Here is a 23,258-nt window from a genome sequence, read left to right as displayed (position 1 = left end):
AGGCCACGCACCAGAGCTGTCGGGTTTAAAAGCGAGGTGCCATAGGTGAAAATGGCGGCCTTGAAATGGCTTGTCCCGAGCCGCTTGGTGGGAGCGTCGCCTTCAAGCCAGTCGAATGGTTCCTTAAGGCGCTCAGCTCTTTGACGGTTGGTTCAAGAACCTCACGCATCTCCTGATCCGAAACGGCCGCGTGAAACTTTCCATCCTGCCGCCAGTCGCAGTTGATGCCATGCTGGTCAATCTGCTGTTTGAGATGGTCTATGGCTGCGCGCGCCAGCGCACGGTAGCTGTGCGACTTGGCCAGCTCTTCCATCGACGAGCTGACATTGTGCGGCAGATCAATGGCAAAGCCTGCAGCGCGTCCCGATGTCCCTTTTCCGACTTCCTGCGCATTGATCAATGCAATCTGATCGTTGGGGCGGTTCTCGGCCAGACGTCGCGCGGCGGCTAAGCCTGCATATCCTGCACCGAGTACGATCCAGTCGGCCTTGATATCGCCTTTGAGCGCTGCATTTGGCGTGCGAACTGTAACATCCTGCTCCAGCCATTGGTGTTGCCATCAGCGGGAAGGATGCGAATGGCGGGCATTTCAAAGGCTCAACTGTTGGAAAGAGATTTCAAAGAAAAGGGCGGGAGTTCATCCCGCCCTGTTCCAGTTACAATATGGAGGCCGATCAGTCGATCTTGCTGGTCGCGCGGTCGATAACAGCCTGCGGGAATTCGACGCCCATCTTCTTGGCAGCGCCAAGATTGATGACGAGATCGGTGCCCTTGGCGATGTCGACAGCGATATCGCCTGGCTTTTCACCCTTGAGAATCTTCACCACGACGGCGCCGGTCTGCTTGCCGACATCGTAATAGTTGAAGCCGAGGGCAGCGAGTGCACCACGCTTGACCGAATCCGTGTCTGCAGTGAAGAGCGGCAGTTTGCTTTCTTCCGCAACACCGACGGCGCTTTCCAGAGCCGAAACGATGGTGTTGTCGGTCGGAACATACATGGCGTCCGCACGGCCGACGAGGGCGCGCGCTGCACCCTGAACTTCAGCCGACTTGGTGGCAGCCGATTCAACGATTTCGATGCCTTCGGCGGAAGCTGCTTCCTTCAGTGCGGCCAGAAGCGACACGGAATTGGTTTCACCGGAATTGTAGAGATAACCGAGCTTCTTGATGTTCGGCATCACTTCCTTGATGAGCTTGATGTGCTCTGCCACCGGCGACATATCGGAAAGACCGGTCACGTTGCCGCCCGGCTTTGTCATGTCCTTGACGAGCTGCGCGCCGAGCGGATCGGAAACAGCGGTGAACACGACCGGAATATCGCGGGTTGCCGAAACGACAGCCTGTGCCGAAGGTGTCGAGATCGGAACGATCACATCCGGGCCTTCGCCGACGAACTGGCGGGCGATCTGTGCTGCGGTTGCCGGGTTGCCCTGTGCGGACTGATAGACGAATTTGAGATTTTCGCCTTCCTTGTAGCCAGCTTCGGCCAGCGCATCCTTCACGCCGTCGCGCGCGGCGTCGAGGGCCGGATGTTCAACGATGGCGGTTACGGCGACGGTTACGTCTTTTGCCTGTGCCGAGGTGGCAATGGCCGTTGCGGCCAGCAAGGCCAGAAGCATAGAACGCATGAAAATCTCCCCTGTTTTGGTGCGTTGCTTATCGGCAAACACCTTTTCTCCAATAACCTCAGATTGAAGGTTTATCCGCCAGATTTGAGGCTTAATCGGGTCCGGATAGACTGTCAACGTGTGGGGTAATCTGTCAGGCAGCCTGTCCGGCAACCTGTCCGGATTGAACACGATATGCCCGCAACTAAAAGCGGCTCGAATTCTGACGGGGTTCAAATGCTGAACACTGTGTTCAGCACCCTTTCAATATGGCGGCGCGCCGCCATATTTGGCGATAACAATTATCTTTTGCCCGCAATCAGGGAACATCATCATGAAGAAAATCGGCTTTCTTTCCTTCGGTCATTGGTCGCCATCGCCGCAATCGGGAACCCGTTCCGCAAGCGATGCGCTTCTGCAATCGATTGACCTTGCTGTTGCCGCCGAGGAACTGGGCGCGGATGGCGCCTATTTCCGCGTGCATCATTTTGCGCGCCAGCTTGCCTCGCCATTTCCGCTGCTCGCCGCAGTTGGCGCCAAGACGAGCAAGATCGAGATCGGCACTGCCGTCATCGACATGCGTTATGAAAACCCGTTCTATATGGTCGAAGATGCCAGTGCTGCGGACCTGATCTCCAAGGGCCGTCTGCAGCTCGGCATTAGCCGCGGCTCGCCGGAACAGGTGATCGATGGCTGGCGTTATTTCGGTTATGCGCCGGAAGAGGGCAAGACCGATGCCGATATGGGGCGCCAGCATGGCGAGGTGTTCTTCGAAGCGCTGAAGGGGCAGGGCTTCGCCCAGCCAAATCCGCGCCCGATGTTTCCGAATCCTCCCGGTCTGCTGCGCATTGAGCCGCATTCGGAAGGTCTTCGGGATCGCATCTGGTGGGGTGCCGCCTCGGATGCGACAGCGATCTGGGCTGCAAAGCTTGGCATGAATTTGCAAAGTTCGACCCTGAAGAAGGACGAGTCAGGCGAGCCGTTGCATATCCAGCAGGCCAAGCAGATCCGCGCCTATCGTGAAGCCTGGAAGGAAGCCGGACATACGCGCACGCCGCGTGTTTCGGTAAGCCGCAGCATCTTCGCGCTGGTTGATGATCGCGACCGGGCCTATTTTGGTGGCGGAAGCAACGAGCAGGATTCCATCGGCTATATCGAGGAAGATCTGCGGGCGGTCTTTGGTCGGTCTTATGCGGCTGAACCGGATAAGCTCATCGAGCAACTTGAAAAGGATGAAGCGATTGCCGAAGCCGATACGCTGCTTCTCACGGTGCCGAACCAGCTTGGTGTCGACTACAATGCGCATGTAATCGAGTCGATCCTCAAGCATGTTGCGCCAGCACTTGGCTGGCGCTGAGTGCTTTTAAAGACAGGCGGTGCAAGCATGTCTCCTGAAAGTGGAAACCGGTTTCGGGATAAAGATATGCGCAGAAACAGGCCACCGCCTGTTTTCATTCCATGCGGTAAATCGCCAGAAGCTGTTTCATGCGGCTGATGGCGAGGTCTGGCTGGTCGAGAACATTGGCCTGATCGGCAAGGCGGAATATGTCGGCGTAATGCGAAATGCCACGCGCCGACTGCATTCCGGCTGGCATGGTGAAATGGTTCTGGTGACCGTTCAGCCAGGCCAGGAACACGACGCCAGCCTTGTAATATTGTGTCGGTGCCTCAAAGATTTTCCGTGATAGCGGCACGGTTGGCTCGATGATGGCACGGAAGCGGGCATTGTCGCCTGCGGCCAGTGCCGCGAGCGCGCTGGACGCCTGTGGTGCGACCGCATCAAAGATACCGAGCAGCGCATGACTGTGCTTGTTTCCGTCGCCTTCGATCAGCGGCGCATAGTTGAAATCATCACCTGTGAAACACAGAACACCTTCCGGCAGGCGGTCGCGCAGTGCGATTTCGTAGCGCTCCTCCAGCAGCGAGATTTTGATGCCTTCCACCTTGTCGCGATTGGCTTCAATGATGCCGATCACCGTATCAAGCGCATTGTCGAAATTTTCCGAACCCCAATAGCCTTTAAGCTGCGGGTCGAACATATCGCCCAGCCAGTGCAGCACGACTTTGTCGCGGGCTTGACCGAGAATCCGGCCATAGACCTTGGCGTAATCGTCGGGGGACCTGGCGATGCGCGCCAGTGCGCGGCTTGCCATCAGGATGAAACGCCCGCCATGTTTCTCGATGAAGTCGGCCTGTGTTTCATAGGCCTTGATGACGTCATCGAGGCTTTTCGCATCGGCGGGATCAAGATGATCAGTGCCTGCACCGCTCGCGAGATCGGCGCCCGCTACGGTCTTGCTGTCTGCCAGCGAACGGCGGATCAGTTCCTGCGCACCTGCCCAGTTCAGTCCCATGCCGCGCTGTGACGTATCCATCGCTTCCGCGATGTTGAAGCCGAGGCTCCACAGATGATGCCGGAAAGCCATGGTCGCATCCCAGTCGATCGCCGGGTCGTTCCATGGACGGGCATCTTTCAGCGGATCGGAAACCACATGCGCTGCTGCATAGGCAATGCGATTGAACTGCGGCGGGTTTGCTGGACGTGAGGTTGGTGTCCCGGTCAGCGTGTAGGAATGCAGGCTTCCCTTGCTATCCGGCAATGTCACTTGATGGTTGCTCATGCCCTTATCGTTCCTCCGCCTGAATATCTGATTGTTAGTTTAGAACGTTCCAAATGACAATCCGGTCAAAAATTAAGGCAGAAATGTGATTTGCGTGATTTTAGGTGAAAAGTACACGCTTTCGCAGAAAATGCGCCTAAAAACCGGCTTTCAATTGTGGCGAAGCAAGAGAAAATAGCGGCTTCCGCCTCCGCTCTTGACAGTATTGGAACGTTCCAATTAAATCAGCAATCGAAACCGGAGCAGGGCATGAGCAAGAACAGCGTCACCGTTATCGACATTGCGCGCGAGGCAGGCGTGTCGAAATCGACTGTCTCGCTGGTGCTGCGTGACAGTCCGCTTGTTCATGCCGAAACCCGCGCCAAGGTGCAGGAGGCAATCGAGAAACTCGGTTATGTTTATAATCGCTCGGCTGCCAATCTCCGCCAGGCGAAGTCGAAGATCATCGGCCTTGTGGTCAATGACCTGACCAACAGTTTCTTTGCCGAACTGGCCGTAGGCGTGGACCGTGTCATGCAGTCGGCGGGCTATGTGCAGTTTCTAGCCAACACGGCGGAAAGCATTGACCGTCAGCGCGAGGTGATTGCCTCGATGCGTGAACATGGCATTGCCGGGCTGATCGTTTCGCCAGCGCGTGGAACCGAGGCTAATGATCTGAAACCGCTGGCAAAAAGTGGCCTGCCGGTTGTGCAGATGGTGCGCGATGTGCCGGGATCGGGCGTTTCTTCCATCGTTTCGGATAACCGCGGCGGCGTGGCAAAGGCGGTTGAGCATCTGGTGTCGCTAGGGCATCGCGTAATCGCTTTCATGGGCGGCTATGCGGATACCGCTGTTTTTGCCGAGAGAGTTGCGGGCTATCGTGCGGGACTTGAGCAGGCAGGCATCGTGTTTGATGATGCGCTGGTCTTTACCGCAGCGCCTTCACGCGCTGGCGGTGTTGAAGCGGTGGAGCAGATGCTGCGGCAAGGTATGAAGCCGACGGCAGCGGTGTGCTTCAACGATGCGGTTGCTTTCGGTGTCTGCGATGGTTTGCGCGGTGCGCAACTGGAGCCGGGCCGTGATTTTGGCGTGGTTGGTTTTGACGATGTGATCGAAGCCAAGACTGCTGTTCCAGCGCTGACGACTGTGGCTGTCGATCCGCAAGGTTTGGGAGAACGTGCGGCGCAGCTTTTGCTGAAGCAGATCAATTCGGAACGGGTGGAGGCGGAGGCGCAGCGCTTGTCGGTGCGTCTTGCGGTGCGTGCAAGTTGTGGTGCGCCGTTCAAAAATGAGGAGAAATTCGCATGGCAAAGTGGGGCCTTATAGGCGCAAGCACCATTGCAAAAGAATGGGTGATCGGAGCTATTCGCGCACCGGTGGCGAAGTAGTGTCCGTCTACAGCACCAATGCTGCACGTGGCGAAACTTATGCCCGCGAGAACGGGATTGCCTGCTCTGTGACAAGCCTTGATGCGCTGTTATCCGATCCGGAAATCGACGCTGTTTATATCTCCACCACCAATGAATTGCATCGTGATCAGGCGATTGCTGCCGCCAAAGCAGGTAAGCATATTCTCTGCGAAAAGCCACTGGCACTGACGCTTTCTGACGCGCACCAGATGTTGAAAGCGGTTCGCGAGGCGGGCGTGGTTGCGGGTACCAATCATCACTTGCGCAATGCCGCAAGCCACGGTGCCATGCGTGATGCCATTGCCAGTGGCAGGATCGGCAAAGTGTTGGGTGCGCGGGTTTTCCATGCGGTTTATCTGCCGCCTCATTTGCAGGGGTGGCGTATTGAACGGCCCGATGCGGGCGGCGGTGTGATCCTCGATATTACCGTGCATGATGCCGATACATTGCGCTTTGTGCTGGGTGAAAACCCAGTCGAGGCCTTGGCTTTCAGCCAGCAAGGGGGCCTCAGCGGCGAAGGACTGGAAGATGGCGTGATGGGCGTTTTGCGCTTCTCCTCCGGCGTTATCGCTCAGTTCCACGATGCTTTCACCACCAAATATGCGGAAACCGGCTTCGAGATACATGGCAGCGAAGGCTCGCTTATTGCACGCAATGTCATGACGCAAAAGCCGGTCGGGACCGTCATTCTGCGTGACAAGGATGGCGAGTACGAATTGCCGCTCGACCAGAAGAATCTCTACGAAACCGCCTTACAGGCTTTCCATAATGCCATCGCAGGCAAAGGACAGCCTTCGGCAACATTGGAGGATGGCATCTGGTCGCTTGCGACCGGGCTTGCCGTGCTTGAGGCTGCAAAGACCGGTAAGGCAACCGCTGTTCATTCAGGACTTTGAACATTATGAGCAAACATATTTCATTTGCGGAAGCAGCATCACTCATTCCCGACAACGCTGTCGTTTCGGTTTCTTCATCGAGTGGCCTCGGCTGTCCGGATATGATGCTGAAAGCCATTGGCGAGCGGTTTGATGAAACCGGTCATCCCCAGAATATAACCACGCTGCATCCGATTGCGGCTGGCGATATGAGTGGCATCAAGGGTGTCGATTACATCGCCAAAAAGGGGCTTCTCAAAAAGATCATCGGCGGCTCATATCCTTCCGGACCGTCGAGCGCCGAGCCGCCGCTGATCTGGCAGATGATCACCAATAATGAGATTCCGGCCTATAATGTTCCGTCGGGCATTCTATTCGACATGCATCGCGAAGCCGCCGCCAAACGCCCCGGCGTGCTGACCAAGGTGGGGCTTGATACCTTCGTTGATCCCAAGCGTCAGGGTACGGCGATGAACGACAAGGCGCGTGAGGAGCCGGTCGTTAAACAGGTCAGTTTTGAAGGTGAGGACTGGCTCTATTTCCCCAATATCGTGCCGCTTGTCACGATTATCCGGGCAACGACCGCTGATGAACGCGGCAACCTCACCTATGAACATGAGGGTGCTTATCTTGGCGGTCTTGATCAGGCGCTGGCTGCACGCAACAATGGCGGTATCGTCATTGCGCAGGTCAAACGCATTGCCAAGGAAGGCACGCTGAAACCGCATGATGTGCGGGTGCCGGGCGTTTTGGTCGATTATATCGTGGTTGATCCCGACCAGAAGCAGACAACACAGACGCTTTATGATCCGGCAATTTCCGGCGAGATTTTCCGTCCGCTCGATACGTTCCGTTTGGCGGAATTCAATATTCAGAAGGCGATTGCGCGGCGTGTCGCACAGGAATTGCAGGCGGGAAGTACGGTCAATTTGGGCTTTGGCATTTCCGCCAATGTGCCGCGCATTCTGCTGGAAGAGGGCCTGCATGGCGCGGTGACATGGGTGATCGAGCAGGGTGCTGTCGGCGGTGTGCCGCTTCTCGATTTTGCTTTTGGCTGTGCGTCCAATGCAGACGCTTATATGCCGTCGCCCTATCAGTTCACCTATTTTCAGGGCGCGGGATTCGATGCCTCGCTGTTGTCCTTCCTTGAGATCGGACGTGACGGTTCGGTCAATGTGTCGAAGCTGTCATTCCGTCCGCATGTAACGGCGGGCGCTGGCGGCTTTGTCGATATTACCGCAAGAGCCAAAAAGATCGTCTTTTCAGGCATGTTCAATGCCGGGGCGAAATTGTCGGTCGCTGACGGTAAGCTGGTGATCGAGAAGGAAGGCAAGCTTAAAAAGCTCGTCAATGAGGTTGAGCATGTCACCTTCTCCGGTCCGCGCGGTGTCGAACAGGGACAGGACATTACCTATGTCACCGAACGTGCGGTTCTGAAGCTCACGCCAGAAGGCATTGTGCTTACCGAGATTGCGCCGGGTGTGGATTTGCAGACGCATATTCTTGATCAGGCTGAGTTTCCACTGATCGTTTCGGATCAGCTCAAGCTCATGGATGAGGCGCTGTTCCGCGACGAGCCGATCGGCCTTGAATTGCCGCAAAAGCCTGCGCGAAAGCTGGAGGCTTAAATGGCTCAACGGATAGACATCTCGATTGAGAACCACATCGCGGTCATGACCATCAAGCGGCCCGAAAAGCTCAATGCGTTTGATATCGAGCTTCTGCAGGAATTGTCTGCCGCCTGTGATCGGGTTGAAGCGGATAGCAGTGTACGAGTTGCGATCCTGACGGGCGAGGGCAAAGCCTTTTCCGCCGGTGGTGACATCAAGGCATGGGGCGGCATGGAACCGCAGGAATTCGGCCATGCCTGGGTGCGCTACGGTCATCGTGTGTTCGAGCGGCTTGCGACCTTGCGTGTGCCACTGATCGCAGCGATGAACGGCCATGCCTTGGGTGGTGGTCTGGAACTGGCCGGTGCCGCCGATATTCGCATTGTCGAACGACAGGCCAAGATCGGCCTGCCGGAAACCTCGCTCGGCATGATCCCCGGCTGGTCGGGCACACAGCGTCTTGTGCGCCGTTTTGGTGCGCAGATCGTGCGCCGCATGGTGTTGGGTGGCGAAATGTTCACCGCAGAAGAAGCGCTGTCGCATGGGCTGGTGGATCATGTGGTGGAGACGGGTGCAGCCTTGCAGGCGGCGCAGGACTATGCGGCGCGGGTGGCCAAGCGCGGACCGGCTGCGCTGGAAATTCCAAACTGATGCTGTCGGTCGCCAATGGCGAGGATAGTGGCACGGCAGTCGAGGCGCTGGGGTCCATCCTTGTCGCCAAGACCGGCGATCTGAAAGAAGGCGTGCGCTCGTTTACCGAAAAGCGCGAAGCAAATTTTGAAGGAAAATGGTGATGAGCGTAGTCGTAAAACCGCAGCCGTTGACCGGGCTGGAAGTCCGCGAATTCTCCATGCTGATCGATGGAAAATGGGTGGGCAGTGAAAGTGGCCAAACGATTGAACGTGTGGCGCCCGGCCATGGAGTGACGGTGAGCCGCTATCCGGCCGGCAACAAGGCCGATGTGGAACGCGCGGTTGCGAGCGCTCGTAAGGCTTTCGATGACGGGCGCTGGTCGTCTAAAACCGCATCGCAGCGTTCGTTGATTTTGCTAAAGGCCGCCGATCTGATTGAAGCGCGGGCCGAAGAGCTTGCCTATCTTGACGCAATTGAAGCCGGCAAACCAATTTCTCAGGTGCGCGGCGAAATTGCTGGTTCCGTGGATATCTGGCGCTATGCGGCAGCGCTCGCACGCGATCTGCATGGTGAAAGCTATAATACGCTGGGTGATGGCACCCTTGGTGTCGTGCTGCGCGAGGCAATTGGCGTTGTTTCCATCATTACGCCTTGGAATTTCCCGTTCCTGATCGTGGGTCAGAAGCTGCCATTTGCTTTGGCAGCGGGCTGCACGGCAGTCGTAAAGCCTTCGGAGCTGACGTCCGGATCGACATTGTTGCTCGGCGAAATTCTGGCTGAAGCAGGCGTGCCGGACGGTGTTGTCAACATCATCACCGGAACGGGCGCTGATGTTGGCCAGCATATGAGCATGCATCCAGATGTTGATATGGTGTCGTTCACCGGCTCAACCGGTGTGGGCAAGCTGACCATGGCCAACGCTGCACAAACGCTGAAAAAAGTATCGCTTGAGCTTGGCGGCAAGAACCCGCAAATCCTGTTTCCTGATGCGGATATGGATGCCTTTATCGATGCTGCCGTTTTTGGCGCATGGTTCAATGCAGGCGAGTGCTGCAATGCCGGTTCGCGGCTGATCGTGCATCGCTCGATTGTCGATGAGATTGTCGAGCGCGTGGCTGATCTGTCGAAGAAAGTCATCGTCGGCGATCCGCTCGATGTCAGTACGCAGGTTGGCGCGATCATCACGCCGCAGCATTTGACAAAGGTTGGCACCTATGTCGATCAGGCCAAAAAGGCGGGTGCCGCAATTGCTCATGGCGGCGATGTACTGGATCTCGGCCTTGGCCAATATATGGGGCCAACCATCATTGCAGGCGTGAAGGCCGACATGGCTGTGGCGCGTGAGGAAGTGTTCGGCCCGGTTCTGTCGGTACTTTCCTTCGATACGCTGGATGAAGCAATCTCGATTGCCAATGCGGTCGATTACGGACTTTCGGCAGGCGTGTGGAGCCGCGATTTCGATACCTGCATGAGCATTGGTCGCAAGGTGCGCGCTGGCACAGTCTGGATGAACACCTTCATGGACGGCACGCCGGAACTGCCGTTTGGCGGTTATCGTCAATCGGGTCTGGGCCGCGAGCTGGGCCGTCATGCGGTGGAGGATTACACCGAAACCAAGACGCTCAACATGCATATCGGTGCGCGCACCGGCTGGTGGATGCCACAAGGCAAGTAAGGAGTGACGGCTTTGGGAGGACAGCCGGATATCGTCATCATCGGATCTGGTATCGGCGGCGCGACAATGGCTGCCGGTCTTGCCGCGTCAGGTGCGGACATTCTTATTCTTGAGGCAGGAGAGCGCTTGCCGGACCGACCGGCAAACCGCGATGCACGGGCAATTTTCCAGCGCGGTTTCTTTCGCCCGAAAGAGTTCTGGTACGAGACGGATGGCACGCCGTTTAATCCCGGAAATTATTATAATGTTGGCGGTAATTCCAAGTTCTTTGGCGCGGTGCTGATCCGTTATCGCCGCGAGGATTTTGCCGAGATGACGCATCTGGAAGGTGTGTCTCCGGCATGGCCATTCGCCTATGAGGAGCTGGAGCCGTGGTATAGCCGTGCTGAGCAGCTTTTTCAGGTGCGGGGTGAACTGGGCGATGATCCGACCGAACCGGAACATTCAAAGTCCTATCCCTATCCGGCGATCCGTGACGAACGGCCAATGGCCGATGTGCGTGCCCGATTAAAGAAAGCGGGACTGCACCCGGCTTCCTTGCCGTTGGGTGTCGATATCGACCGTTGGCTGGCAAAGGCTAAAACGCCATGGGATGCATTTCCCAATAGCGATGACGGCAAGATGGATGCGGAATCCTGTTCGCTTGCGGCTGCCCTCAAACATCCTGATGTGCGGCTTGAAACTCAAGCGAGGGTGACGCGGCTGGAAACCGGGCCGGATGGCAAGGCGATCACCGCAGTTCATTATGTGAAGAATGGCGAAACGCTGGTTCTGCGCCCCAAGCTCGTTATTCTATCCGCTGGCGCAGTTCAGTCAGCAGCGCTTCTGCTACGCTCCGGCCTTGCCAATCGCTCGGATCAGGTGGGCCGCAATTTCATGAACCACAATTCCAGCGCGGTGATTGCTTTCGACCCGCGCTATCGCAACGATTCCATCCACCAAAAGACTTTCGGTTTCAATGATTACTATCTGTCGGATGGAGCAGGCGGACCGCCGCTTGGCAATGTGCAACTGCTTGGCCGAGTGTCGGGCGAAATCCTGAAAGCCAATATGCCCCGCGTGCCGGAATGGCTGCTGAACCGCATTGCACGTCATACGATCGATTTTTATGCGATGAGCGAAGACCTGCCATCGCCGGATAGCCGCGTGACAGTGGATAGCGACCGCATCATTCTGCATTGGGTGCGCAGCAACTGGAAAGCGCATCTGATGCTGGTCGATAAGCTCAAATCAGCACTCAGGCAGGCAGGTTTTCCAGTGGTGCTGTCGCGCGCCTTCGACCGGCGCACGCCATCGCATCAATGCGGCACTGTGCGCATCGGCAACGATCCGGCGACGGCGCCGCTTGATCCATATTGCCGCGCTTACGATCATCCCAATCTTCATGTGGTGGATGCGTCGTTCCTGCCGACATCGGCGGCGGTCAACCCGGCGCTGACCATCGCCGCACAGGCGTTGCGCGTGGCGGACAGTCTTAACCGGGAGGTGCTGGCATGAACCATCAACGACCTGTTGCACTGGTAACCGGTGGGCGGCGTGGCATCGGGCTTGGCATTGCCCGCACATTGGCCGCCAAAGGGTTCGATCTGGCGATTACTGATCGCGAGCATGACGATGCTGTCATCCATGAATTACGCGCGCTTGGCGGAAAGGTGGTTTTCTTTGAAAGCGATCTGGCTGCCGTTGGAATGCATGAGGCAACTGTCTCCGCGGTGCTGAAGGAATTTGGCGGCATCGATTGTCTGGTCAACAATGCAGGCATGGGTTCGGTCGAACGCGGGGATTTTCTGGGTCTGAAGCCGGAAAACTTCGACACGATCATGGATGTGAACCTGCGTGGCACGGTGTTTTTCACCCAGGCTGTGGTGAAGGCCATGCTTGCCGCAACCGAAGTGCGTTTCTCACGCAGTATCGTGACGATCAGTTCGGTTTCGTCAGTGATGACTTCGCCGGAGCGGCTTGATTACTGCATCAGCAAAGCCGGATTGACGGCCTTCGTGCAAGGGCTGGCGTTGCGGCTTGCCGAGGCGCGCATCGGCGTGTTCGAGGTGCGCCCCGGCATTATCCGCACCGATATGACGGCGAAAGTCTCCGAGCGTTACGACGGGCTGATCGAAGGCGGTCTGGTGCCGATGAAGCGCTGGGGCGAGGTGGGTGATGTCGGCGCCATCGTGGCCGGGCTTGCGGGCGGAAATTTCATCTTTGCCACTGGGTCGGTGATCAACGCCGATGGCGGCCTGTCTATCGCGAAGCTTTAGTTTCTCGGGAGGAGAAACAAATGAATTACGATTATATCATCGTTGGCGGCGGGCCTGCCGGTTGTGTTCTCGCCAATCGTCTGAGCGAAGATGCTTCGGTGAAAGTCTTGCTGCTGGAAGCCGGAGGAAGCGACTGGAATCCACTGTTTCACATGCCTGCAGGCTTTGCCAGGATGACCAAGGGCGTGGCGAGCTGGGGCTGGGAAACCGTTCCACAGAAGCACCTGAAAAACCGCGTGCTCCGCTACACGCAGGCGAAAGTCATCGGCGGTGGCTCCAGCATCAATGCGCAGATTTATACGCGCGGCAATGCGGCTGATTATGATCTATGGGCTGGCGAGGATGGCTGCACCGGCTGGGATTATCGCCATGTGCTGCCCTATTTCAAACGCGCCGAAGACAATCAGCGCTTCAACGATGATTTTCATTCCTATGGCGGGCCGCTTGGTGTTTCGATGCCATCCGCACCACTGCCGATCTGCGACGCCTATATCCGTGCTGGGCAGGAACTGGGCATCCCGTATAATCCGGATTTCAACGGTCGCGAACAGGCGGGCGTCGGCTTTTATCAGCTCACGCAACGCAATCGCCGCCGTTCCTCCGCATCGCTTGCCTATCTCGCGCTGATCAAAGATCGCAAGAACCTCACCGTGCGCATGAATGCGCCGGTGCGCAACATCGAGCTGGAAAAGACCCGCGTAACCGGGGTCACGCTGATGAGCGGCGAGGTCTTGCGCGCAAACCGCGAGGTGATTGTCTCTTCCGGCGCCATCGGCTCACCGAAACTCCTGCTGCAATCGGGCATCGGCCCTGCCGACCATCTGAAAAAACTCGGCGTAAACGTGAAGCATGATCTGCCGGGTGTGGGCGAAAACTTGCAGGATCATCTTGATCTCTTTGTCATTGCCGAATGCACCGGCGATCACACCTATGATGGCGTGGCAAAGCTCCATCGGACACTGGGAGCGGGGCTGCAATATATTCTGCTGCGCTCTGGCCCGGTGGCGTCGAGCCTCTTTGAAACCGGCGGTTTCTGGTATGCCGATCCGGATGCCCGTTCGCCGGATATCCAGTTCCATCTGGGGCTTGGTTCGGGGATCGAGGCAGGTGTCGAAAAGCTCAAAAATGCGGGTGTGACACTCAATTCCGCCTATCTGCATCCGCGCTCGCGTGGAACGGTGCGGCTCGCTTCCAGCGACCCGGCTGCGGCACCGCTGATCGACCCCAATTACTGGAGCGATCCGCATGATCGCAAAATGTCCCTTGAGGGTTTGAAGATCGCGCGCGAAATCATGCAGCAGGATGCGTTGAAGCCCTATGTTATGGCCGAACGCCTGCCGGGCGCGAAGGTCGTCAGTGACGATGACCTGTTCGATTATGCCTGTGCCAATGCCAAGACTGATCATCATCCGGTCGGCACCTGCAAGATGGGAACCGGTGCAATGGCGGTTGTAGATCTCGATCTGAAAGTGCGGGGGCTCGAAGGCTTGCGGGTATGCGACAGCTCGATCATGCCGCGCGTTCCGTCCTGCAACACCAATGCGCCGACCATCATGATCGGCGAAAAGGGTGCGGATATTATTCGTGGCCTTGATCCGCTGCCGCCAGTTCTGTTTTCATGGGAGAAGAACGAGCACAAGCAGCGCGCGCGGATTTAGTCCCCGTCAACGACCGGTTCAAAACGCAGATAGCCCACGACATCCGAGCCTTTTCGCCTCGGATTGTCGGAGGGGTGGTTCACGCCGTCATTCACCTCGACGACCGCAAAATCGAATGGTGATACGCCCTCCAGACAAGCCGCATTCACGCCGAACTGGCGCGGATTGGAACGGCGCTGGTGGAAGGTGTAAATTCCGCATTTCGAGCAGAAATAATGTTTCGCCACGCCGGTATTGAATTGGTAGAGCGTCAGCGCATCTTCACCTTCAAGCACTTCCAGTCCGTCCAGTTCTGCAGAAACGGCGACGGCCCCGCGCATCCGGCAATAGGAGCAGGTGCAGCGCCGCGCAGTGTTAAGGCCATCCGAAAGTTTAACACGAAAGCGCACCGTTCCGCAGTGGCACGCGCCATTGGCTTCCTTGATGTCAGGGTTCATTTTCTCTCCTCGCATTTATACGGAAGCTATTTTGTTTTTTGCCGGTTTACCATCGCTGAAAACCTATTAAATTCGTGACCGGGAATACTTCCGGGAGGGATTTGGCATGGGTGAGTTTGCAGTCGTCACGGGCGGGAGTACCGGCATCGGAAGGCATCTCGTTTGTGCTTTTGCCGATGCGGGCTACACGGTGGCCTTCAGCTACAAGCACGATGACGAAGCTGCACAATCGCTCGTCGAAGCCATCGAAGAGGCGGGCGGTCAGGCGCTGGGGCTTGGCTGCGATGTCGGGAGACGTGTCGAGGTCGAAGCCTTCTTCGATGAGGTCTGCGACTGGTTCGGTGATGCGCCCGATGTGCTGGTCAACAATGCAGGCATCCAGACCTGGGCACCCTTGCTGGAACTTTCCGAGGATGGTTGGGACGATGTCATCCGCACCAATCTGAAAGGCTGCTTCCTCAATACGCAGGCTGCCGCGAAGCGCATGGTGGAGGCCGACAAGGGCGGCGCCATCGTCAATATCGGATCAGGCTGCAACAAGCTCGCCTTTCCGAAACTGGTTTCCTACACAGCATCGAAGGGCGGCATAGAGCAGTTCACCAAGGCTTCGGCGGTGGAGCTTGGGCCGCACGGCATCCGGGTGAATTGCGTGGCCCCCGGCGCGATCCTCAATGAACGCACGGCAGAAGAACAGCCCGACTATGCCGACACCTGGGCACGCATCACGCCGCTGCGCAGGGTGGGAACAGCGGAGGACATTTCCGGCCCGGTCCTGTTCTTTGCTTCCGATGCGGCGCGTTTTGTTACCGGCCAGACGATCTGGGTCGATGGTGGTGTCTTCTCGCAGGCCAACTGGCCGTATGAGGGGTGAAATGCGGTGGTGATCCCGACAGGAATCGAACCTGTGACCTACAGATTAGGAATCTGTCGCTCTATCCTACTGAGCTACGGGACCAACCGATGAGCATTCGCCGGTGATTCCGGCATTGCGAATGCTTTCAGACACATACTGGTTTTCATAGCTGTCGCCAACCCCGCAAAAAGCGGGGCAGGCGGATTTATTCAGCTATCAGGCGGCAAGCGCCGTTTCCGCTACCGCTACAAAATAGCTGACGCCATAGGGAATGGCATCGTCATTGAAGTCATAGGCCGGATGGTGAAGGCCGGGCGTATCGCCATTGCCGAGGAAGATATAGGCGCCGGGACGCGCTTCCAGCATGTAGGAAAAATCTTCCGCCGCCATCATCGGCTCGACACTCTCATCCACTTTGCCTTCGCCCGCCACAGCGCTGGCGACGCGGGCGGCAAACTCCGTCTGTGCATCGTGGTTGAAGGTGACCGGATAATTGTTCTTGTAGCGCACGGTGATTTCCGCACCGGTGGCGGCTGCGATACCGGCGGCAGCTTCACGGATACGGCGTTCGGCAAAGGCGCGGGTTTCCTTCTTGAGCGTGCGGACAGTGCCCGACAGCGTCGCCTTTTCCGGGATTACATTATAAGCCTCGCCTGCAATGAACTTCGTCACCGAGATCACAAGTGAATCGAGCGGATCGACATTGCGCGAAACAATGCCCTGAAGGGCGATCATCAGCTGGGAACCTGCCAGAATCGGATCGATGGTGCGATGCGGCTGCGCTGCGTGGCCGCCGCGACCTGTGATGAAGAGATCGAATTCATCCGTCGCTGCCATGATCGGGCCTTTTCGCATCGCGAACTGTCCGACCGGCAGGCCCGGCATATTGTGGATGCCGTAGACTTCCGAAATGTTGAAACGGTCCATCACGCCGTCCTCGACCATGGCGAGGCCACCGGCGCCGCCTTCTTCGGCAGGCTGGAACAGAAGCGCGACCGAGCCGCGGAAATTGCGGGTCTCCGCGAGGTATTGCGCTGCGCCCAGTAGCATTGAGGTGTGTCCGTCATGGCCGCAGGAATGCGCCTTGCCGGGATTTTGCGAGACCCATTCGACACCGCTCGTTTCGGTGATGGGCAGGGCATCCATGTCGGCGCGCAGGCCAATTGCCGGCCCATCACCATGGCGACCCTTGATGATGCCGACCACGCCTGTGCGTCCGACGCCTGTTTCCACAAGATCGCAACCGAAGGATTTCAGCTTGTCTTCGACAAATTGTGCAGTTTCGTGCACGTCATAGAGAAGTTCAGGATTCTGGTGCAGTTTTCGGCGCCATGCGGCAATTTTCGCTTGCGTTTCAACGGCACGATTCAACACTGGCATTTTCTGATGGCTCCCCGGATTGGGCGTGATTTGAAGGAAACAGGATATGACGTTTCGGTGAAAGCGGGCAATCCCTGTTTGCCTTTTCATCGCCACATGGCATAGATAAAGAAAGCGTTAATCTCCCATTATAGAGCAATTCGAACCCGCAGAAGTTGCAGGCTATTTCGATTGGAACTACGGAATGATGTCGAAATCATTGAAAATCTGGTTTGCAGCTGTTGGCTTGTCCGCGACCGCACTGGCGTCCGCCGCCGCTAATCCCTCGATCGCAGTGGATGTGGCAACCGGCAAGGTCTACCAGCAGCAGGAAGCTTTTCAGCGCTGGTATCCCGCTTCCCTGACCAAGATGATGACGGCCTATGTGGCATTCCGTGCGCTTCAGTCGGGCCAGATGACGCTGGATTCGCCGGTGCGCATGACGGTGAACGCCGCCAAGGAACCGCCGAGCAAGATGGGTTACAAGCCGGGATCGGTCATGACGCTCGATACGGCGTTGAAGATCATGCTGGTTAAGTCGGCCAATGATGTTGCTGTGGCCGTTGCCGAGGCCGTGGGCGGAACGGAATCCGGTTTCGTGCAGCGCATGAATGCGGAAGCGCAGCGTATCGGTATGGTCGGCTCGCATTTCGCCAATCCGAACGGCTTGCATAATCCCAATAACTACACAACGGCACGCGATCTGGCGGTTCTGGCCGTGCAGCTGCGCCGCGAATTTCCGCAATATGCGCATTATTTTGCGACCGAGGCGATCGATCCGGGCGCGGGCAAGAAAGTTCAGGCCAATTACAACATCCTGCTTGGCCGCTATGACGGGGCGGACGGGATGAAGACCGGCTTCGTCTGTGCATCCGGCTTCAATCTTGCAAGTTCGGCCACGCGCAACGGTCGGACGGTGCTGGCGATTGTTCTCGGTGCGGACCGGCAGGAAGCGCGCGCGGTTCAGGCAGCACAGCTGATGACTGACGCTTTCAGGGCAAATGCGAGCGGTGGTGCTACATTGGCGACCTTGCGCCCCGCAGCCGGCGGAAATCTCAATCAGGCCGTCGATATGCGCAAGGCTATCTGCAGCCAGCAGGCCATGGCCGATCGCTGGGACGGTCGCGATGTCGAGGGCAAGTTGAAAATCAATTCGCCTTATATCCATGCGATGGATCGCGATCCGGTTCCGGTTCGCGTCGGTCTGGTTTCCGAACCGGGTCCGACGACCCGCCCGAGCCAGCTCGACATTTCGCAGATTCCGGTGCCAATGCCGCGTCCGCAGCGTTCCGCCGGTGCCAATACCACCGCGATCAACTGATATGCCGAATCCCATTCCCGTTTCCGTGCTGACCGGTTTTCTTGGTTCAGGCAAGACGACGCTTCTCAACCGGCTTCTGAAAGATCCGGCGCTGAGCGATACGGCGGTTATCATCAACGAGTTCGGCGAGATCAGCATTGATCATCTGCTGGTTGAGCAGGCGAGCGAGGGCGTGATCGAGCTTTCCGACGGCTGCCTGTGCTGCACGGTGCGCGGCGAGCTGGTGGATACGCTGGCCGACCTGATCGACCGGCTCCAGACCGGGCGCATCAAGGCGTTGAAGCGCGTCATCATCGAAACCACCGGGCTCGCCGATCCGGCGCCGGTGCTGCATTCGATCATGGGGCATCCGGTGCTCATGCAGGCTTTCAGGCTGGACGGTGTTCTGGCGACCGTGGATGCCGTTAACGGCATGGCGACGCTCGACAATCACGAGGAAGCCGTCAAGCAGGCGGCAATGGCCGACCGCATCGTGCTGACCAAAACCGATCTGCCGGAAGCGCAGTCAGGACTGGCAGCATTGAAGGCGCGTCTTCATGCGCTCCATCCCGGCGCAGACATTCTGGAAGCCGGTGAACAGCGCACGGGTTATGCGGCGCTTTTTGAATGCGGTCTCTATAATCCGGAAACGAAATCGGCGGACGTGCAGCGCTGGCTCAAGGCGGAAGCCTATGAGGACGGTCATCATGACCACTCCCATCATGGGCGTTCTCATGGGCCTGACCATGCTTGCGGGCCGAATTGCGATCACGACCATCATCATCACCACGAACACCATCACGATCATGGCCATGCGCATCATCATCACCACGACGATGCGATCCGGTCCTTTTCGCTTCGTCACGATGCGCCGATCCCGCTATCGACCTTCGACATGTTCCTGGATCTTCTGCGTTCAACGCATGGGGAGAAGCTTCTGCGTGTGAAAGGGATCGTGCAGATTGCCGAAGACCCGGATCGTCCGGTTGTCATTCACGGGGTGCAGAAGATTTTCCATCCGCCAGCGCGCCTGCCGCAATGGCCGCAGGATAAGCGGGAAACGCTTCTGGTGATGATCGTGAAGGATCTGCCGGAAACCTATGTGCGTGAGCTGTTCGATGCGTTTTTGGGGCGCCCTGCGCTCGATAGGCCAGACCGTGCCGCGCTGATGGAAAATCCGCTGGCTATTCCGGGTTTTTCGCCCCGGAGCTGATACTTATTTCTTGCGAATAAGGAAGCGATGCAACGTCCCTTGGTGCTCCTGCGCGACCAGGGCGTGGCCTTCCTGCGTGCAGAAATGCGGGATGTCGATGCCGGACAGCGGATCGGTCGCTTCCACCCAGAGAAGCGCTTCGCTCGGCATTTTTTCCAGACGATTGCGGGTTTTCAAAACCGGAAGGGGGCATTTAAGCCCCCTCAGGTCGTAAACAGGAATGTCATCCTGCCAGGCCATCAGTTCCCGATGATCTTCCACCATGGCTTCTTCGGCTCGGGGGCTGCGACAGCTGCCGGCTGTTCGACATTCTGCGCCACCGTGCTGGCGGTCGTCATTGGAGAGACCTGGGGTGAAACAGACTGAGCAGCCTGCGCTGCAGCCGGGTTTGGCTGTGGTGCGGGCACAGCTGCGGTCTGTGTCGTCGGCTGAGCCGGAACAGCAGCCGGTTGCGGCGTTGCAGCAATGGCTGTCGGCTGTGCGGCTGGCGTTGCCGGGCGAATGTCCGGTGCGCCCGCCTTTTCAGCGGAAGAAGCGGTGAGTGACGGCGGTTCCCGCGTTACCTTTTCACCGCGTGCACGCGCAGCGCTCCAGGCGGAGACGAGCTTGGCTTCGGCGATGCCCTGAATAGACGGTGCCGGTGCCTTCTGGCTGGCGCTGAATGCCGACTGATAGGTCTTTTCGTAAGACGCATAGGACATGGCCTCGCCGCCAGCCGAAGGCGGGCAGGCGTCCGTTGCGGACAGAGGCTGGCCGTCGGGTGTCGCGACGTTGAACACATAGCGCTTTTCGCAAACATCGACCTTTGGTGGCACCTTGGTGACCTCGAAAGAGTCGTAGCCCTGCTTCAGCATCTTCCAGAAGGAATAGTTCGGGTCGCTCTTGTATCGCGCCATGTTGGCAGCCGTCATACGGAACGGAAATGCCTGAATCTGGAAGTCGCGCTGGCCGCCCTTGAAGGCGTCGCGACCGAAGGCGTAAATCTCGGCAACCTGTTCGTCGGTCATCGAGTAACAGCCCGACGACGAGCATGCGCCATGCACCATCAGGTGCTGGCCCGTGCGGCCATTGGCGCGGTCATAGGCGTTGGGGAAACCGATGTTGAACGAGAGATAATAGCTCGAATTCGGGTTCATCTGGGCGGGGCGGACGTTGTAGAAACCTTCCGGCGCCTGACGGTCACCCTCGATATATTTCGGCCCGAGCTTGCCCGACCATTTGCAGATGTCGTAGGACGCGATCTGGTCGTACTTGCCGTTGTTCTTCTGCTTCCAGACCTCGAGTGTGCCTTCTTCCTTGAAAATGCGTACCATGATTGGCGAGGTGCGGGTCATGCCCTTCGCCTTCATCTTGGCAACGACTTTCTCGGGAAGCGGCTTCTCGGCCCGGAGGCTTAGATCGGATACGGACGAACCCTGACAGCCGGCGAGGAGCGCGGTTGCCATTACGGAGCCTAGAATTGCGGTTCTGATCTTCATGTCGCATCGAGTCTGTTAGAGCTACGCCAGAGACTTTATGAGCAAAAGCCAATTTCCTGAACGTCGAATTTTAAAACTGAAACCTTACGGTATCGTTTATAAATCCTTGCTCAGATAGCTAAAATCCAGCGCGTCGGCAATATGGCCGAATTTGCAGCATGATGCAAATCCGGGAGGCGCGAGGCCTCCCGGACGGGTCTTCTTCTTTGTTCTGAACCGCGCATCTTATTCCGAAAACCGTATTACACTTTTCGGGATGCGCTCCAATTTGCGGTGAAAATCAGATGTTGCGGCCGATTTCGAGGAATTTCTGGCGGCGTTCCTGCTTCAGCGTTTCGCCGTCGATATCCTTCATCGAGCGCAGCGATGCTGTGATGATATCGCCAGCTGCATCGATGACGGCTTCCTTGCCGCGATGCGCACCACCCATAGGTTCAGGAATGACACCGTCAATGACCTTCAGGTCAAACAGGTCCTGTGCGGTGATACGCATGCTTGAGGCGGCATCCTTGGCGCGGGTGGAATCGTGCCAGAGGATCGACGCAGCACCTTCGGGCGAGATCACCGAATAGATTGAATGCTCAAGCATATAGACGCGGTTTGCAACGGCGATGGCGATTGCGCCACCCGAACCGCCTTCACCGATGATGATCGAGATGACCGGGACGCGCAGCCGGAGGCATTCCGCCGTCGAGCGCGCAATGGCTTCAGCCTGGCCGCGTTCTTCGGCGCTGACACCCGGATAGGCGCCTGCCGTGTCGACGAAAGTGATGAGCGGCAGTTGGAAACGGTCTGCCATTTCCATGATGCGGACGGCCTTGCGATAGCCTTCCGGACGGGCCGAGCCGAAATTGTGCTTCAGGCGCGTCTTGGTGTCAGAGCCTTTTTCCTGCCCGATGATCGCAACGGCCTGACCGTTGAAGCGGCCAAAACCAGTCTGGAGAGCTTCGTCATTGGCAAACTTGCGGTCACCGGCGAGCGGAGTGAATTCGGTGAACAGCCGGTCAATATATTCCAGGCAATGCGGACGGTCCGGATGGCGGGCGATCTGCGTCTTCTGCCACGGGGTCAGCTTGCGATAGATGTCCTTCAGCGCATCGGCCGAACGCTTCTCGAGGCGACGAATCTCGTCGCTCATCTCGACGCTGCCTTGTTCCTGCGCGAGCTTCTTGAGCTCAAGAATCTGGCCTTCAAGGTCGGCGACGGGTTTTTCAAAGTCGAGATAGTTGTACATCGGGCCTGACTGTTCGTGCTTTTTCCAAAGGGATTAGCGCTATTGCGAGCCTGAAAAAGGCTGTTTTACGGCGCTTTACATATTCACTACTGGCTCATCTTGCAAATTTTCGACTTTCTCATAACCGGACAGAGGCTAATCGGCAAGCGGATGATGCTCGCTGACAAGCTTATGCAGTCTTTCCTCCAGCACATGCGTATAGATTTGCGTCGTTGAAATGTCGGCGTGGCCGAGCAATTGCTGCACGGTACGCAGATCGGCACCGTTCTGCAGCAGATGGCTGGCAAAGGCATGGCGGAGCACGTGCGGTGAAACGGCTGCCGCCGACAATCCCGCCCGCGCGGCAAGCCCTTTCAGTTCGCGTGCAAAAACCTGGCGCGCCAGGTGGCCGCTTTCCGAAAAAGCCGGAAAAAGCCACGGATTGTCATCGCTGCCAGGCAGGGAATCCCGCAAGGCGAGAAAGCGCTGCAACGCCTCACGGGCCTTGGGCGAAAGCGGGACCATGCGTTCCTTGGAGCCCTTGCCGCGAACCAGTAGGAAGCGGTGGTCGGTGCGCGCGACGCCGACCGGCAGACCGACAAGTTCGGAAACGCGCATGCCGGTGGCATAAAGTGTTTCAATGAGAGCGTGAAGACGCAGCGCCTTGAAGCGCTCGGCCGGTTCCGCTTCTTCGCTGGTTTCAAGTGCTGCGCGGTCGAGCAGTTTTGTGACGTTCTCAACGCTCATGATTTTCGGCAAAGGCTTCTGCTTTTTCGGCGCATCGACCGTACCGGTTGGATCGTCCTGCCGATAACCTTCCGAATAGAGAAAGCGGAAGAACTGGCGTAGCGCCGACAGACGCCGGGCTTGCGATGTCGCGGCAAAACCTTCCGTTGCCATGGCATCGATGGCGCTGCGAATATGGTCCGCACCCGCTTCGGCAAGATTGACGCCTCGGGCCGACAGCGCCTCTGCCACCGCCTCAAGATCGCGCCGGTAGGATTCAAGCGTGTTTTCCGCCGCGCCGCGTTCGGCACTCATCATTTCCAGAAAGTTCTCGATCGCCAGCGATGCGCGCAT

The 23,258-nt window shown here is 57.6% G+C and carries 19 protein-coding genes, 1 tRNA gene and 2 pseudogenes; 12 read left to right on the top strand and 10 right to left on the bottom strand.

Features of this window, described 5'->3' with window-relative positions:
* Positions 1 to 25: 25 nt before the first annotated feature.
* Both LJ361_RS22215 and LJ361_RS22210 read right to left on the bottom strand, forming a co-directional pair.
* Positions 26 to 433, bottom strand: coding sequence for an FAD-dependent oxidoreductase (locus tag LJ361_RS22215; protein WP_235691737.1), 408 nt, complete (start codon positions 431 to 433; stop codon positions 26 to 28).
* Between the two features lie 241 nt (positions 434 to 674).
* A complete protein-coding gene (locus tag LJ361_RS22210; protein WP_010657637.1) occupies positions 675 to 1,628 on the bottom strand; it encodes an ABC transporter substrate-binding protein in 954 nt (317 codons plus the stop codon).
* Positions 1,629 to 1,941: 313 nt separating this feature from the next.
* Here LJ361_RS22210 and LJ361_RS22205 point away from each other — a divergent pair, with 313 nt between their 5' ends.
* Positions 1,942 to 2,964, top strand: coding sequence for an LLM class flavin-dependent oxidoreductase (locus tag LJ361_RS22205; protein ID WP_010657636.1), 1,023 nt, complete (start codon positions 1,942 to 1,944; stop codon positions 2,962 to 2,964).
* A 94-nt stretch (positions 2,965 to 3,058) separates the two neighbouring features.
* Here LJ361_RS22205 and LJ361_RS22200 read toward each other — a convergent pair whose 3' ends face one another.
* Positions 3,059 to 4,228 (bottom strand): dihydrodipicolinate synthase family protein, encoded by a 1,170-nt coding sequence (locus LJ361_RS22200; protein WP_010657635.1) that lies wholly within the window; start codon positions 4,226 to 4,228, stop codon positions 3,059 to 3,061.
* A gap of 249 nt (positions 4,229 to 4,477) precedes the next feature.
* Between LJ361_RS22200 and LJ361_RS22195 the strand changes: the two genes are divergently transcribed.
* From LJ361_RS22195 to LJ361_RS22160, 8 genes and pseudogenes are all read left to right on the top strand, one after another.
* On the top strand, positions 4,478 to 5,533 hold the full coding sequence (locus LJ361_RS22195; RefSeq protein ID WP_010657634.1) for a LacI family DNA-binding transcriptional regulator: 1,056 nt from the start codon (positions 4,478 to 4,480) through the stop codon (positions 5,531 to 5,533).
* Positions 5,512 to 6,512: pseudogene (locus LJ361_RS22190) on the top strand (Gfo/Idh/MocA family protein). The gene LJ361_RS22195 and the pseudogene LJ361_RS22190 overlap by 22 nt, the downstream one beginning before the upstream one ends.
* A gap of 5 nt (positions 6,513 to 6,517) precedes the next feature.
* The gene (locus LJ361_RS22185; RefSeq protein WP_010657632.1) at positions 6,518 to 8,119 is read left to right on the top strand and encodes an acyl CoA:acetate/3-ketoacid CoA transferase; all 1,602 of its coding nucleotides are present in this window, start codon (positions 6,518 to 6,520) and stop codon (positions 8,117 to 8,119) included.
* 39 nt (positions 8,120 to 8,158) lie between these two features.
* Positions 8,159 to 8,895, top strand: a pseudogene (locus LJ361_RS22180) (enoyl-CoA hydratase/isomerase family protein); the annotation flags it as partial.
* Complete coding sequence (locus LJ361_RS22175) at positions 8,889 to 10,409, top strand: aldehyde dehydrogenase family protein (protein WP_010657630.1); 1,521 nt, start codon at positions 8,889 to 8,891, stop codon at positions 10,407 to 10,409. The pseudogene LJ361_RS22180 and the gene LJ361_RS22175, both read left to right, overlap by 7 nt.
* Before the next feature lie 12 nt (positions 10,410 to 10,421).
* Positions 10,422 to 11,906 (top strand): FAD-dependent oxidoreductase, encoded by a 1,485-nt coding sequence (locus tag LJ361_RS22170; protein WP_264813613.1) that lies wholly within the window; start codon positions 10,422 to 10,424, stop codon positions 11,904 to 11,906.
* A complete protein-coding gene (locus tag LJ361_RS22165; protein WP_010657628.1) occupies positions 11,903 to 12,667 on the top strand; it encodes a 3-ketoacyl-ACP reductase in 765 nt (254 codons plus the stop codon). The genes LJ361_RS22170 and LJ361_RS22165 overlap by 4 nt, the downstream gene beginning before the upstream one ends.
* A gap of 20 nt (positions 12,668 to 12,687) precedes the next feature.
* Entirely contained in the window at positions 12,688 to 14,325 is a 1,638-nt protein-coding gene (locus LJ361_RS22160) for a GMC family oxidoreductase (protein WP_010657627.1), read from the top strand.
* On the opposite strand, the gene LJ361_RS22155 is transcribed toward LJ361_RS22160, so the two are convergent.
* A complete protein-coding gene (locus LJ361_RS22155; RefSeq protein ID WP_010657626.1) occupies positions 14,322 to 14,762 on the bottom strand; it encodes a GFA family protein in 441 nt (146 codons plus the stop codon). The two genes, LJ361_RS22160 and LJ361_RS22155, sit on opposite strands and share 4 nt — an antisense overlap.
* Positions 14,763 to 14,868: 106 nt before the next feature.
* Here LJ361_RS22155 and LJ361_RS22150 point away from each other — a divergent pair, with 106 nt between their 5' ends.
* Positions 14,869 to 15,633 (top strand): SDR family NAD(P)-dependent oxidoreductase, encoded by a 765-nt coding sequence (locus LJ361_RS22150; RefSeq protein ID WP_010657625.1) that lies wholly within the window; start codon positions 14,869 to 14,871, stop codon positions 15,631 to 15,633.
* 7 nt (positions 15,634 to 15,640) lie between these two features.
* Here LJ361_RS22150 and LJ361_RS22145 read toward each other — a convergent pair.
* Positions 15,641 to 15,717 (bottom strand) — tRNA-Arg (locus LJ361_RS22145).
* A gap of 114 nt (positions 15,718 to 15,831) precedes the next feature.
* Positions 15,832 to 16,995, bottom strand: coding sequence for a M20 aminoacylase family protein (locus LJ361_RS22140; RefSeq protein WP_010657624.1), 1,164 nt, complete (start codon positions 16,993 to 16,995; stop codon positions 15,832 to 15,834).
* Positions 16,996 to 17,179: 184 nt separating this feature from the next.
* Here LJ361_RS22140 and LJ361_RS22135 point away from each other — a divergent pair, with 184 nt between their 5' ends.
* Together LJ361_RS22135 and LJ361_RS22130 are read left to right on the top strand one after the other, a co-directional pair.
* Positions 17,180 to 18,295 carry a D-alanyl-D-alanine carboxypeptidase family protein gene (locus LJ361_RS22135; protein WP_012091110.1) on the top strand — a complete coding sequence of 372 codons (1,116 nt, stop codon included), beginning with the start codon at positions 17,180 to 17,182 and terminating at the stop codon, positions 18,293 to 18,295.
* Between the two features lies 1 nt (position 18,296).
* Positions 18,297 to 19,487 (top strand): CobW family GTP-binding protein, encoded by a 1,191-nt coding sequence (locus LJ361_RS22130; RefSeq protein ID WP_010657622.1) that lies wholly within the window; start codon positions 18,297 to 18,299, stop codon positions 19,485 to 19,487.
* A 3-nt stretch (positions 19,488 to 19,490) separates the two neighbouring features.
* Here the strand turns inward: LJ361_RS22130 and LJ361_RS22125 are convergent, their stop codons facing one another.
* The 4 genes from LJ361_RS22125 to xerD all read right to left on the bottom strand — a co-directional run bounded on the left by LJ361_RS22125 (position 19,491) and on the right by xerD (position 23,258).
* A complete protein-coding gene (locus LJ361_RS22125; RefSeq protein ID WP_029375812.1) occupies positions 19,491 to 19,748 on the bottom strand; it encodes a sulfurtransferase TusA family protein in 258 nt (85 codons plus the stop codon).
* Positions 19,727 to 20,965 carry a L,D-transpeptidase family protein gene (locus LJ361_RS22120; protein WP_010657620.1) on the bottom strand — a complete coding sequence of 413 codons (1,239 nt, stop codon included), beginning with the start codon at positions 20,963 to 20,965 and terminating at the stop codon, positions 19,727 to 19,729. Before LJ361_RS22120 ends, LJ361_RS22125 begins: the two co-directional genes overlap by 22 nt.
* A 280-nt stretch (positions 20,966 to 21,245) precedes the next feature.
* A complete protein-coding gene (locus tag LJ361_RS22115) occupies positions 21,246 to 22,199 on the bottom strand; it encodes an acetyl-CoA carboxylase carboxyltransferase subunit alpha (protein ID WP_010657619.1) in 954 nt (317 codons plus the stop codon).
* A 135-nt stretch (positions 22,200 to 22,334) separates the two neighbouring features.
* On the bottom strand, positions 22,335 to 23,258 hold the full coding sequence (gene xerD / locus LJ361_RS22110) for a site-specific tyrosine recombinase XerD (protein ID WP_010657618.1): 924 nt from the start codon (positions 23,256 to 23,258) through the stop codon (positions 22,335 to 22,337).

It is taken from the genome of Brucella sp. JSBI001, assembly GCF_026014005.1.
In the GTDB taxonomy this organism is placed as follows: Bacteria; Pseudomonadota; Alphaproteobacteria; order Rhizobiales; family Rhizobiaceae; genus Brucella; species Brucella anthropi.
The sequence above is the reverse complement of the archived record's forward strand: the minus strand, read 5'-3'. Positions and strand labels throughout refer to the sequence as shown.

Excerpts from the sequence above, each read along its gene's own strand:
- LJ361_RS22210 (WP_010657637.1), bottom strand. The coding sequence starts at position 1,628 with ATGCGTTCTATGCTTCTGGCCTTGCTGGCCGCAACGGCCATTGCCACC.
- LJ361_RS22205 (WP_010657636.1), top strand. The coding sequence starts at position 1,942 with ATGAAGAAAATCGGCTTTCTTTCCTTCGGTCATTGGTCGCCATCGCCG.
- LJ361_RS22200 (WP_010657635.1), bottom strand. The coding sequence starts at position 4,228 with ATGAGCAACCATCAAGTGACATTGCCGGATAGCAAGGGAAGCCTGCAT.
- LJ361_RS22195 (WP_010657634.1), top strand. The coding sequence starts at position 4,478 with ATGAGCAAGAACAGCGTCACCGTTATCGACATTGCGCGCGAGGCAGGC.
- LJ361_RS22185 (WP_010657632.1), top strand. The coding sequence starts at position 6,518 with ATGAGCAAACATATTTCATTTGCGGAAGCAGCATCACTCATTCCCGAC.
- LJ361_RS22175 (WP_010657630.1), top strand. The coding sequence starts at position 8,889 with ATGGTGATGAGCGTAGTCGTAAAACCGCAGCCGTTGACCGGGCTGGAA.
- LJ361_RS22165 (WP_010657628.1), top strand. The coding sequence starts at position 11,903 with ATGAACCATCAACGACCTGTTGCACTGGTAACCGGTGGGCGGCGTGGC.
- LJ361_RS22160 (WP_010657627.1), top strand. The coding sequence starts at position 12,688 with ATGAATTACGATTATATCATCGTTGGCGGCGGGCCTGCCGGTTGTGTT.
- LJ361_RS22155 (WP_010657626.1), bottom strand. The coding sequence starts at position 14,762 with ATGAACCCTGACATCAAGGAAGCCAATGGCGCGTGCCACTGCGGAACG.
- LJ361_RS22150 (WP_010657625.1), top strand. The coding sequence starts at position 14,869 with ATGGGTGAGTTTGCAGTCGTCACGGGCGGGAGTACCGGCATCGGAAGG.
- LJ361_RS22140 (WP_010657624.1), bottom strand. The coding sequence starts at position 16,995 with ATGCCAGTGTTGAATCGTGCCGTTGAAACGCAAGCGAAAATTGCCGCA.
- LJ361_RS22135 (WP_012091110.1), top strand. The coding sequence starts at position 17,180 with ATGATGTCGAAATCATTGAAAATCTGGTTTGCAGCTGTTGGCTTGTCC.
- LJ361_RS22130 (WP_010657622.1), top strand. The coding sequence starts at position 18,297 with ATGCCGAATCCCATTCCCGTTTCCGTGCTGACCGGTTTTCTTGGTTCA.
- LJ361_RS22120 (WP_010657620.1), bottom strand. The coding sequence starts at position 20,965 with ATGAAGATCAGAACCGCAATTCTAGGCTCCGTAATGGCAACCGCGCTC.
- LJ361_RS22115 (WP_010657619.1), bottom strand. The coding sequence starts at position 22,199 with ATGTACAACTATCTCGACTTTGAAAAACCCGTCGCCGACCTTGAAGGC.
- xerD (WP_010657618.1), bottom strand. The coding sequence starts at position 23,258 with ATGCGCGCATCGCTGGCGATCGAGAACTTTCTGGAAATGATGAGTGCC.